Source organism: Olsenella sp. KH3B4 (genome assembly GCA_900111695.1).
GTDB lineage: Bacteria > Actinomycetota > Coriobacteriia > Coriobacteriales > Atopobiaceae > Tractidigestivibacter.
This window is the reverse complement of record FOHD01000004.1, coordinates 238435-249394: the sequence shown is the minus strand read 5'-3', so window position 1 is coordinate 249394 and position 10960 is coordinate 238435. Positions and strand designations below refer to the sequence as shown.

Annotated in this window: 10 protein-coding genes; 1 reads left to right on the top strand and 9 read right to left on the bottom strand. The window is 65.6% G+C overall.

What is annotated here, in order from left to right; all coding sequences use genetic code 11:
- The 4 genes from BMX94_RS05660 to BMX94_RS05645 form a co-directional block, all read right to left on the bottom strand.
- The coding region (locus BMX94_RS05660) for a hypothetical protein (protein WP_143052274.1) at positions 1-292 on the bottom strand (292 nt) is incomplete at its 3' end.
- A 165-nt stretch (positions 293-457) separates the two neighbouring features.
- Entirely contained in the window at positions 458-1300 is an 843-nt protein-coding gene (locus tag BMX94_RS05655; protein WP_177171344.1) for a biotin--[acetyl-CoA-carboxylase] ligase, read from the bottom strand.
- Between the two features lie 463 nt (positions 1301-1763).
- Positions 1764-2480, bottom strand: coding sequence for a DUF554 domain-containing protein (locus tag BMX94_RS05650; RefSeq protein WP_091004635.1), 717 nt, complete (start codon positions 2478-2480; stop codon positions 1764-1766).
- A 59-nt stretch (positions 2481-2539) separates the two neighbouring features.
- Positions 2540-3007: a pyridoxamine 5'-phosphate oxidase family protein gene (locus BMX94_RS05645; RefSeq protein WP_091004632.1), complete on the bottom strand. Its 468-nt coding sequence runs from the start codon at positions 3005-3007 to the stop codon at positions 2540-2542.
- Positions 3008-3431: 424 nt separating this feature from the next.
- On the opposite strand from BMX94_RS05645, the gene yaaA reads away from it, so the two are divergent.
- Entirely contained in the window at positions 3432-4208 is a 777-nt protein-coding gene (yaaA, locus tag BMX94_RS05640) for a peroxide stress protein YaaA (RefSeq protein WP_091004630.1), read from the top strand.
- A 239-nt stretch (positions 4209-4447) separates the two neighbouring features.
- On the opposite strand, the gene rpoD is transcribed toward yaaA, so the two are convergent.
- The 5 genes from rpoD to BMX94_RS05615 are packed head-to-tail and all read right to left on the bottom strand — an operon-like array spanning position 4448 to position 10952.
- Positions 4448-5836, bottom strand: a complete 1389-nt coding sequence (gene rpoD / locus BMX94_RS05635; protein ID WP_091004628.1) for an RNA polymerase sigma factor RpoD — start codon at positions 5834-5836, stop codon at positions 4448-4450.
- 43 nt (positions 5837-5879) lie between these two features.
- Positions 5880-7862, bottom strand: a complete 1983-nt coding sequence (dnaG, locus tag BMX94_RS05630; protein WP_091004626.1) for a DNA primase — start codon at positions 7860-7862, stop codon at positions 5880-5882.
- The gene (ribF, locus tag BMX94_RS05625; RefSeq protein ID WP_091004624.1) at positions 7859-8944 is read right to left on the bottom strand and encodes a riboflavin biosynthesis protein RibF; all 1086 of its coding nucleotides are present in this window, start codon (positions 8942-8944) and stop codon (positions 7859-7861) included. Before ribF ends, dnaG begins: the two co-directional genes overlap by 4 nt.
- The gene (truB, locus tag BMX94_RS05620) at positions 8941-9900 is read right to left on the bottom strand and encodes a tRNA pseudouridine(55) synthase TruB (RefSeq protein WP_091004622.1); all 960 of its coding nucleotides are present in this window, start codon (positions 9898-9900) and stop codon (positions 8941-8943) included. Before truB ends, ribF begins: the two co-directional genes overlap by 4 nt.
- Entirely contained in the window at positions 9897-10952 is a 1056-nt protein-coding gene (locus BMX94_RS05615; RefSeq protein WP_091004620.1) for a DHH family phosphoesterase, read from the bottom strand. The genes truB and BMX94_RS05615 overlap by 4 nt, the downstream gene beginning before the upstream one ends.
- Positions 10953-10960 lie beyond the last annotated feature (8 nt).

Genomic DNA, 10960 nt, shown 5'->3' with positions numbered 1-10960 from the left:
AGGGAACCTTGATGTCGAGCGCGCGGGCGATATCCGAGACGGTTATGGTCTTCTCGGTGTGGAAGGTCGTGCGGCCCACGACCTCGACGAGGTTGAGCTCGGCCACCGAGAGGTCGATGCCGTGCGAGCGGCGCGTGAGGTCCTCAAGGCGATCGATGGAATCGTAGGTGTTGCTCAGCAGGCGCGAGATCTCGGCGACAAAGGCGACCTCGTCGTTGACGTCTATGTCCTCGGGGTCGCCTGCGGCGGCGAGGCCCGGCTCTTGCGCGTGTCTCTCGTACGACTTGCCCACGTGACCCCCGATCGCGTTGGCGACGATGTTGGAATTAATTAGTTAGTCTAACTAATCATTTACAGTGTAGCGAATTCTCCGCAATGCGCTGTTATGCCGACACATTCATGCAATCTGCACGATGGAATCCCGTTGCCCGGCAATGGGATTCCGTTGCCCGGCAAATTAATCCCGCGCGCGGAGAGAGACCTGCTCGGAGGAGAACCTCAGCTCGTGGCCATTGGCCTGGCGCACGATGGCATGGCCGAGCGCGTCCACGGCAGTAAAGGTCCCCTCGCCGAGCTGCTCGCCCGAAGGCGAGACGACCTGTACCGCGTGACCGAGAAGCGCCAGCGACACCTGGTAGTCTTCGAGGAGCGGCGAGAGAGGACCCACCACCCGAGGCTGGGCGGCAAGCGCTTGCGCCCACGCGTCTACGCGTGAGACAACGGCGTCGCGGAAGATCGTGGCGAGCCTCTCAAAGCCACCTGCCGCGTCAGCCGTGGTACCGCCAACGCATTCGTCTAGGTAGGCAGGCGGAAGCGCGCCCACCATGCCGTCATGGACCGCGGGAGGGCAAATGGCCTCGCGGGACGGGTGCGTAAGGTTCACGCCGATGCCGCATACGGCAAACGCGCCGGCTGTGGACTCCCCCACCTCGACGAGAATGCCACCGAGCTTGGAGCCGTTCTTCTCGCCCGTGAGTGCAATGATGTCGTTTGGCCACTTGAGCGCGACGTCCCGGGCGCCAAGCGCGTGGCACGCATCGAGCACGCCAAGCCCGCACGCTGCGGGGATGGCCGAGAAGCTCGCACGCGGAACCTGCGGACGCACCAGAACCGAGAAGTACAGGCCTCCCTTGGGCGAGACCCACACGTGGCCCCTGCGGCCGCGGCCCAGGGTCTGGCGGCGCGCGGCGACGGCAGCACCGTGGGGCGCTCCCTCGCGACCGAGGCGCATGACGTCATTATTGGTTGACTCGGTCACGTCGACAATCGTGACCACAGGAAGCCCCGTTCTTCTCGCCATGCGCTCTCCCCTCTCCCTGGTCCTCTGTTCCGACCGACCGGACCTTCCCCAGAGTTTATCTATGTCCCTTTGACCCATCATGCACCAGCTGGGCTCATACAGCAGCCGATTAGGAGATACCAATAGACTCCGCGGGATGCTGGGGTCGCGAATCGTTGTTACCGGGCCGTTCGAGGTTCTCATCGTTTGCCCTGTTGGGCAATCTTGCGCCAAACGTGCCGGTAACAACGCACGGGCCGAGAAGCCCCCTTGTTACCGGCTCGTCGAACCGCCGCGTCATCTTCCCAGGTAGCCGCCCGCAACAACGAACGTGCCGGTAACAACGCATAGGCCGAGAAGCCCCCCTGTTACCGGCTCGTCGCGGGGCCGCAGCGTTTGCCCAGTTGGGTTCCCAAATGCGAGATGAGCCGGTAACAAGCATCTGAGCAACCAGCGTCACTGCCGCAAATGCGCGGCCCGGCGGCTACATCAGCCCCAGAGCCGTGGCGACGGGCACCAGCAGGATGGGGACAAACGCGGCGGGGATGAGATTTGCAACCTTGATATCGGTCACGCCAAGAAGGTTGGTGCCCACGGCCAGCAGCAGCGTGGAGCCGGTAACGGCGACCTCGGTGACCACGGCGTCGGTAAGGAAGGACCCTACCAGGCTTGCCAGCACGGAGAGGATGCCCTCGTAAACGACAACGCTCACGCCGCAAAAGGGCACACCGATGCCCATAGTCGCCGCCATGGGAAGGCAGACCGCCAGGTCGATGACGCCCTTCGAGATGAGGGTCGAGTGGTCAAGCAAGATGCCGCTCGAGAGCGACCCGACAATGGCCATGGCTCCCGTACAAGTGAAGATCGAGGCCGTGACGAAGCCGTCCGAGAAGTTCCCAAGGCGCTTCGAACCAGCAAACGCCTGGTTGAGACGCCGCTGAGCCCAGTCACCCAACGAACGAATGTGCGCGTCGATGTCGATGCCCAGGCCGATCACGGAGCCAAGCGCCAACGAAAGCGTGACGATGGCAACGCTGCCGCCCTGCATCATCCCCTGGACGGCCACCAGCACGACGGCAAGGCCCTGCCCCTTGAGAAGGAAGTCCCCCAAGCGCTCCGAGACCCGACCCTTAAAGAGAAGGCCGAGAATTCCACCAACCGCTGCCTCGAGGCCGTTTATGAGGGCTCCTGCCAGTACCACGTTCACTCCTTGCCTGCTGCCTGTCGCTTCTCGTTCCGTTGTCCCGTGCGGAGCCTCGCCTACGACTCGTTCACGCGCTTGCCGCTCATGTGGTCAATGGAAAGCTCAAGCAGCTGGATCCTCTCGGCGGTGCGTTTGATCTCGTCGGCCACGTAGCCGGATGGGTCGTACTTCTCGCCCAGGCGACGCGCAATCTCGAGGGACTCCGGGGTTGTTTCCATAAGCGTGATGCGCCCGAAGACGATGACACTTCGCACGTCTGGGCCAACCTTGCCCTCAACGGGCACGCCTTGATCAAAGACGGTGAACGAGACGCGATTGTCGGCCTTGATGGCATCAATCTTGTGGCCAGTCTTGGCACCGTGAAAGTAGATCTTTCCCTGTTCGTACAGGTAGTCCATGGGAACGCCGTACGGATAGCCGTCCTCGCCGTGAACCGCCAGGACGCCACGCCACTCGGAGAGCAGAATCTTCTCGCACTCTTCCTGCGCCAGCTGCTGCTTGAAGCGTCTCATCTGCCTGAACATAGCCCCGCCTTCCCGCAAGCCGCGCGGATCCAACCCGCGGCGCGAATTCGTCATTGTGTGGCTCATCAGTTTGAGCGCAGTCAAGATTGCGCGTGAAAGGGGCTCCGTTCTGCATCGAACTCGCCTTTGTTACACAAATTTCTGTTTCTTTGCATCGAACTGCCCTTCGTTACACCCTATTTTGAAGGACACCTAAGTGTCGGCGTGTAGAAGCCTACAACATATAGTGGTTATCAGACTTGCAAGGACAATATGCAGGTCCTCATACTTGAGGAGTTCCTGAAACCCCATGTAACGAAGGGCAGTTCGGCGCAATAAACTCAAAAATCGTGTAACGTAGGGCAGTTCCTCGAATATTTTTTTGTTACTTTCTCGTCTTGCCGCGCTTGCGGGCCGGCTTAGGCAGCCAACGGAATGGAACAGCATGGCATTGATGCTCGTAATATCGCCGGCGAAGCGGATGGACGTAGTCGAAGGCCCGCCCTTCGCCCAGACTCGGCCCGCGTTTCTCGCCGACGCGCAGCACCTAGCCCGCGAGCTGCGCTCCCTTGGCTACGACGGCGCACGCAGGGTCTGGCGATGCAGCGACGCACTGGCACGGCCCAACTGGGAACGGCTTACCACCATGCCTGAGGACATGGCGAGAGAACCTCGGCTGCTTTCCCCTGCCGTTCTCACGTACGTGGGCATTCAATACCAGCACCTGGCTCCGGAGGTCATGACTGAGAAGGAGCTGATGTGGCTCTCGTCGCACCTGCGTATTCTTTCCGGGATGTACGGGCTTCTGTGTCCATTTGACGGCGTGGTCCCATACCGCCTGGAGATGCAGGCGAAGCTTTCCCTTGGCGAGTGCCGAGACCTCTACGAGTTCTGGGGAGGGCGACTTATAAACGCCATCCTCGGCGGCGGTACGGACGTCATCGTGAACATTGCCTCGCAGGAGTACGCAAAGGCCGTGGTCCCTTGGGCGCAGCGCGCGGGCGTACCTGTGGTGACCTGCGTTTTTGGAGAGGTTCGCGCCTCTGACGGTCGCGTTGTCCAGCGCGCTACCGAGGCGAAGGCCGCACGCGGAGCGTTTGTGCGGTGGTGCGCCGAGCAGGGAGTCGAGAAGGTCGAGCAGCTCAAGGGTTTCTCGGAACGAGGGTACCGTTTGAATCGGAGTCGCTCTGACGCGGAGACGCTCACGTTCGTGCGCGGGTGACCTTCCGCCGGAGAGCCCCTTTTGAATGACTTTGTCGCCAAACTGGGCCTTCCGGCGACTATTTGTCGCCGGAGAGCGTGCGTTGTTGCAATTTGCATCAAAAAGGGCCTACCGGCGGCGGCACTACGACCGGCGACCCGTCCGCGCCGCAACCGCGCAGAGAGTACTCGCGTTACAAAATTGCGGGCCGCCCAAGGGACGGCCCGCACATACATCTACCAGCTCAAACGCGAGAGGAGCTACTCCTCCATGTAGTCCTTAAGCCTGCCGGAACGGCTAGGATGGCGCAGCTTGGCAAGCGTCTTGGACTCGATCTGGCGAATACGCTCGCGCGTCACGCCAAACTCGCGGCCAACCTCCTCAAGCGTGCGGGGGTGACCGTCCTCAAGGCCAAAGCGGAACTTGATGACCTTGCGCTCGCGGTCGGCAAGCCCATCGAGCACCTGGTCGAGCTGCTCGCGCAGCATGGAGTCGCTCGCGGCCTCGGGCGGCGCCACCGCGGTGGAGTCCTCGATGAAGTCGCCAAGCTGGGAGTCCTCCTCCTCGCCAATGGGCGTCTCCAGCGAGACGGGCTCCTGGCTGATCTTCTGGATCTCGCGCACGCGGTCGGGCGACATGCCCATCTCGGCGCCAATCTCCTCCGGCGTGGGGTCGCGGCCCAGGTCCTGCAGGAGCTGGCGCTGCACGCGGATGAGCTTGTTGATGGTCTCGACCATGTGCACCGGGATGCGGATGGTACGGGCCTGGTCGGCGATGGCGCGGGTAATGGCCTGGCGAATCCACCACGTGGCGTACGTGGAGAACTTGAAGCCCTTGGTGTAGTCGAACTTCTCGACCGCGCGGATGAGGCCAAGGTTGCCCTCCTGGATGAGGTCGAGGAAGAGCATGCCACGGCCAACGTAGCGCTTGGCGATAGACACCACCAGGCGCAGGTTAGCGGAGATGAGCTGCTGCTTGGCGTCAAGGCCCACCTGCTCGATGCGCATGAGGCGGCGCTGCTCGGCACGCGTGAGCTCGATCTCGCCGTTCTCGGCGGCCTCGAGCTTCTCGGAGGCCTCGGTGCCGGCCTCGATCTTCATGGCGAGGTGGACCTCCTCGTCGGCGGTGAGCAGGTCAACCTTGCCGATCTCCTTGAGGTACATGCGCACGGGGTCGCCGGTGAGCATGACGGTGGAGGTGTCCTGGCGGCGTGCGCGGGCGCGGCTCGAGCGCTTGGGCTTCGAGACCTTGGCCTTGGGCACCGAGCGCAGGGCCTCCTTGATCTCCTTGGCCTCGTTGGCGGCCTCGGACTCCTCGTCGTCCTCGCCGTCGAGGGAGTCCTCGTCGTCGGAGAAGTCTTCGTCAGCACCAAAGTCATCATCGTCGTCGCCGGCATCCATGGAGCCAATGCCGTAGGCGGGGTTGGCCGTCTCGCCCGACGTGGTGATCTCGACACCCTTGGCGCGCAGCGTGTCGTAGAGGTCGGAGAGCTCGTCCCCGTCCACGTCGACGTCACGGATGGCAACCTGGATGTCGTCCTCGGACACGCTTCCGCCAGCCTTGGCAGACGCGCTCACCAGCCCATCGACAACGCGTCCCAGCTCGTCGGAGAGCTTGATGTCGTCCTTCGTCTTCTTTGCAGCAGCCAAGTTATTCCCTTCGACGCAGTAACCTTCAGAATGCTACCCGTTTTTACTGCTCGACAACAGCAGAAAGTTTCTTCGTCAGCTCATTAATACGCTTCTGGAGCGCAGTGGCCTGCTCGAAGAGCGCCTCGGCGTCCTCGCCGCCCGCGTCACCAGCCTGGCGCAGCCGCGCCTTGATCTCGCGCACGCGCCGCTTGCACGAGTAGAGCTCGACCGAATCGACGAGAAACGCGACCTTCTCGCGCGCGTCCATGCCGGGGCTCGAGACCACGCGGCCGGACGAGAGGATCTGCGGCGCGTCTGGCTCGACGGCCGTCGCGGCGGCCACCACGTCTGCGGGCGCGGTGCCCTCCGGCGTGGCGAGCATGGCCCACGCCATCCCCTCGTGGCGCCCGTCCGCCCACATCACGTCAGCGAGGCGGTCGGCGTAGGGCCGCACCTCGTCGGGCATGGCGGCGAGCATCGAGAGAAGCTCGCGCTCCACGGCGACCTGCATGCGCTCGTCGCCCGAGAGCATGCGCGAGACCGAGAAAGACCCGCCACCCCAAGTGGACCCGCCGCCCGCGGTCGCGGCGGCAACGGGGACGCCTCCGTCCTCGTAGGCGTCTGCCGGGACGTAATCCTCGGGCACGTAGGCGTCCTCTGGGTCCGGGGCCGATGGCGCCTGCCAGGGGCCAGCCGTCCTCGGCCTGGGGGCGGCCTCGCGGCGGCGCTCCCGCTCCTCGGACTCGGCCGCCTTCACGGGCTTCTCGCGAATCACGCGCTTTGTCTCGGCAACATCCATCCCAAGGGCATCCGCGAGCTGCGTGGCGTACTCGTCGAGCAGCACCGAGTTCTTGAGCGGCGCCAGGAGCTGGGCCATCTCGTCCAGGGCCTTGACGCGCCGGCCGGGCGCCGAGAGGTCGTAGCCGGCCAGGCGCTTGGTGAACACGAAGTCCATCAGCGGCACGGCGGCGTCGAGCTCGGCCTGCATGGCAGAGGCGTCGTGGGACGAGAGGAACTCCATGGGGTCCTGGCCGTCTGGCAGCACCACGCAGACCATCGAGGCCGAGGTCTTGTCGATGAACTGCACCGCCCGCTCGGCCGCGCGCTGGCCAGCCTCGTCGCCGTCAAACATGCAGATGATGCGAGAGACGCGCTGGCGCTCCATGAGCCGGATGTGGTCGATGCGGAAGGCCGTCCCCAACGCCGCCACCGCGTTGGTGAAGCCGGCCTCGTGCATAGCGATGACGTCGGTGTAGCCCTCGCAGACAATAGCCGTCCCGGTTGCCGCCATGGTCTCCTTGGCGCGGTCGTAGGCAAAGAGGTGCTTGCCCTTGTTGAAGACCGTGGTGTCGCGCGTGTTGAGGTACTTGGGCGCGTTGGTGGCCGGACGCAGGATGCGGCCGCCAAAGGCGATGGTCCTGCCCTGCTCGTCGTGGATGGGGAACATCGCCCGGTCGTAGAACCAGTCGGCAAGGCGCCCCGAGCGCTCCACGGCAAGGTTGGCGGCGATGAGCTCCTTGGGGCTAAAGCCCTTCCCTCGCAGGTACGCAACGAGCGCGCCGCGCCCAGGCGCGTAGCCAAGGTGCCAGCGACGGCACACGTCCGAGCCAAAGCCGCGCCCGGCAAGGTAGGCGCGCGCGGCGGCAGGCCCCTCACCGCGACCACGCATGAGCATGGTGTGGTAGTAGTCGTCTGCCAGCGTGAGGGCCTCGATCAGGCGGTTCTTGCGCGGCCCGCGGACGGCGCCCCTATCCTCGGTAAGCTCGATGCCCGCGCGGTCTGCCAGGTAGCGAATGGAGTCCGGAAACGAGAGGTTCTCGCGCTTCATCACGTACTTGAAGACGTCGCCGCCCTCGCTGCACGCACCAAAGCAATGCCACAGGCCCGTTGCCGGGTCCACCTTGAACGAGGGGGTCTTCTCGTGGTGGAAGGGACAGCATCCCCAGAACTCGCGGCCGCGCTGACGCAGCTCGACCGTCTCGCCCACCAGCTGCACGATGTCGGTGGCCTGGCGAACCCGCTCCTTGTCCTCGTCGCTGATCACGCGACCACCCCCACGCACTCCTCCCCGACGTTCTCCCGTACCCATTGGATGTTCCCCAACACGACGGATTCCAGCTCGGCGAGCGAGTCGAATCGACGAGAGGCGCGAAGATGGCGGAGGAACACCACGCGGGCGTCCTCGCCGTAGATGTCTCCCGAGAAGCCCACGAGGTTGGCCTCGAGCATGGGGTGGGCAGCCACGTCAAAGGACGGCGGCGCGCCCACGTTGACCGCCGCCGGCCAGACGCGCCCGTCAATGATGGCGAGACAGGCGTAGACTCCGTTGGCGGGCAGGCAGTCGCGGCCGTCTAGCTCGACGTTTGCCGTGGGGAAGCCAAAGGAGGTGCCCTCGCCGCGGCCGTGGACGATCCGCCCGCCCAGGAAGTGGTGACGAAGCAGGAGCTCGGCGGCCTTCTCGACCTTGCCCTCGCCGAGAAGCCCGCGCACGCGCGTGGCCGAGACGGGACTGCCCTCCGCCGTCACGAGGGCGTGCCCGCAGACGTCGAAGCGGCGCTGCTCGCCCAAACGCGACATAGCGGCGACCGTCCCCGCCCCGCCGGCGCCAAAGCGGAAGTCCTCGCCCACGTGGATGGCGGCGGGCGAGAGGATGCCGCCCAGGACCTCAGTCACGTAGCGGTCATACGGGAGCGCCGCAAGCTCGGGCGTGAAGCGGTGCACCACGATGGCGTCCGCACCGGCCAGCGCGAGGGCGCGAACGCGCTCTGCGTCAGAGAGCAGGCGCTCGGGCGGACGCGTGGAGAGGACCTCCGAGGGGTCGGGGTCGAAGGTCACGATAGCCAGGGGCAGGTTGCGCGACCGCGCATCTGCGGCAGCGGCGCCAATGAGGGCACGATGTCCGGCATGAAGCCCGTCAAAGGCGCCAATCACGCAAACAAAGCGCTGGTTAGGCCCAAGCTTCACGCCAGGAGCAAGGTGGGCCGTGGCGTTGGGCAGACGAACGGCCAACCCAAGCGACACGCCCGAGAAGGTCGATGCCGTCGCCAACCGAAGCGCCTCCGCGGGCGAAAGCGGCCAGACGGGCTCGCGCCAGGCCGGGGCGCTCGAGAAGGGCTCCCCCGTCATGCGCGCACCCCCGTGATGCCCGCCGGGAAGTTGACCTCGCAGGTAAGGCCACGCCTGCCACAGCTCCACACGCCAACAAGACGCTGGTCAAATACCATGGCAACGCGCTCGCCAGGCAGCGGGGCGCGCTCGGTGCCGCCCGCCTCGCATACCGTTCCCGCAGCCACAACCTTGCCGCAGGCGGCATCCGCCGCCTCGCGCGCGCTCAGGTGTCGCACCGGAGCGCCCAGGGCACAAACGGGGTCGAGCGCATGGGCAAGGACTTCGGAGGGGTCATGCGCCGCATCGACGGCGTCGAGGGCGAGGCAGTCGTCGAGCCCCACGGAGCCGGACCGCGTGCGACGCAGCCCCACGAGGTGCGCGGCAGACCCAGCGGCCCGCCCGATGTCGCGCGCAAGGCTCCGCACATAGGTACCCTTGGAGACGTCGAAGTCCACAACCCAGCTGAGCTGCCCTTCCACGGAGGCTATCTCGACAAGCTTGGCCGAGAATACCGTGACGCGGCGGGCCGCCAGCTGAGGTGCCTTGCCTTCGCGCGCGAGCGCATAGGAGCGCTGCCCGCCCACCGAGATGGCGGAGTACGCGGGCGGCACCTGGTCCTGCTCGCCCACAAAGCCGGCGAGGATCCCGCGCGCCACGTCCTCGCTGGCCAGGCGCTCAGGCACCTCGGCAGCAACCGTGGGTGCGCCGTCGGCGTCGTCGGTGTCGGTCTCGCAGCCAAATATGATACCTGCCGTATAGCACTTTCGCTCGGCGGTGAGAAGCCCCATGAGTCGCGTGCCCTGGCCCACGCCAACCACCATGACGCCCGAGGCGGCGGGGTCAAGCGTGCCGGCATGCCCCACGCGACGCTCCCCCAGGGCGCGCCGCACGTGGTTCACCACGTCGTGGCTTGTCATGCCGCAGGGCTTGTCAATGCCGAGGAGGGCGTTCACGCCCGACTCGCCGCGCCTCACCGTGACGCACCTCGCACGTCTGCCTCGCAGGAGGCGGTCACGACGTCCTCGTCGCCAAAGAGCGCGCAGAGCTTGGGGAGCACAATGGCGCGCACCTCGTCCACGGTGCCAGAGGCGGTAAATCCCGCCGCAGCGCGGTGCCCGCCGCCGCCCATCTCGCGCGCGATGCCCGAGACGTCCAGGTCGCACTTGGAGCGAAGGTTGCCGCGGACCTTGCCGCCGTCGACCTCCTTCAGGAAGAGCGCCACCTTGGTGCCCTCGATGCAGCGAACCAGGTCGATGAGGCCGTCAAGCTCGTCGAGCGTGACGCCGGCATGGGCGATGTCCTCTGCCGTGGCAAAGCTGTAGGCAACGCGGCCGTGCGCGAAGGTCTGGATGCGCGCAAGCACGCGGGCGGCAAGGTGCACGTAGGCAAGCCGGTCGGACTGGTACACGTTGAGCGCGACCTCTGCGGGCGACGCGCCAGCCTCCACCAGCATGCTCGCCGTCTCGAAGGCCTCGCTGTCGGCGTTTTGGTACTGGAAGCGCCCCGTGTCGGTGATGATGGCGCAGAGGAGGTTCTGCGCGATGGTGGGCGTGAGCACGCGCGAGGAGTGCAGGCAGAACTCCGAGATGATGACGCCCGTGGCGGCGGCATCGGGACGCACGACGCCGGCATCCCAGAAGCGCTCGTTCGAGGGGTGGTGGTCGAGAACGGCAACGTGGTGCGCACGGGCGCAGATCTTCTCGGCATCTGCCAGGCGCGACATCTGCGAGAGGTCAACGCAGATGAAGAGGTCCGGCGTCACGTCGTAGTCCGCCGCGTGCACAAAGGTGTCGGAGCCCGGGAGGAAGCGGTAGATCCTGGGGACCGGGTCCTTGTCGGCAAGGAGGTTGGTCACGCGCTTGCCCGGCCACGCGGTGCGGATGACCTCGGCCAGGGCAAGGCCGGACCCAATGGCGTCACCGTCGGGCGAGGTGTGTGCGCAGATCGCGATGGTCTTGGCGTCCTGGATCAGCGCGACCACGCCCTTGAAGAGCTCGGCCTGCTCCATGTATTCGGAAACCCTCATTAAGCTCT

Excerpts from the sequence above, each read along its gene's own strand:
- BMX94_RS05655 (WP_177171344.1), bottom strand. The coding sequence starts at position 1,300 with ATGGCGAGAAGAACGGGGCTTCCTGTGGTCACGATTGTCGACGTGACC.
- BMX94_RS05645 (WP_091004632.1), bottom strand. The coding sequence starts at position 3,007 with ATGTTCAGGCAGATGAGACGCTTCAAGCAGCAGCTGGCGCAGGAAGAG.
- yaaA (WP_091004630.1), top strand. The coding sequence starts at position 3,432 with ATGGCATTGATGCTCGTAATATCGCCGGCGAAGCGGATGGACGTAGTC.
- ribF (WP_091004624.1), bottom strand. The coding sequence starts at position 8,944 with ATGACGGGGGAGCCCTTCTCGAGCGCCCCGGCCTGGCGCGAGCCCGTC.
- BMX94_RS05615 (WP_091004620.1), bottom strand. The coding sequence starts at position 10,952 with ATGAGGGTTTCCGAATACATGGAGCAGGCCGAGCTCTTCAAGGGCGTG.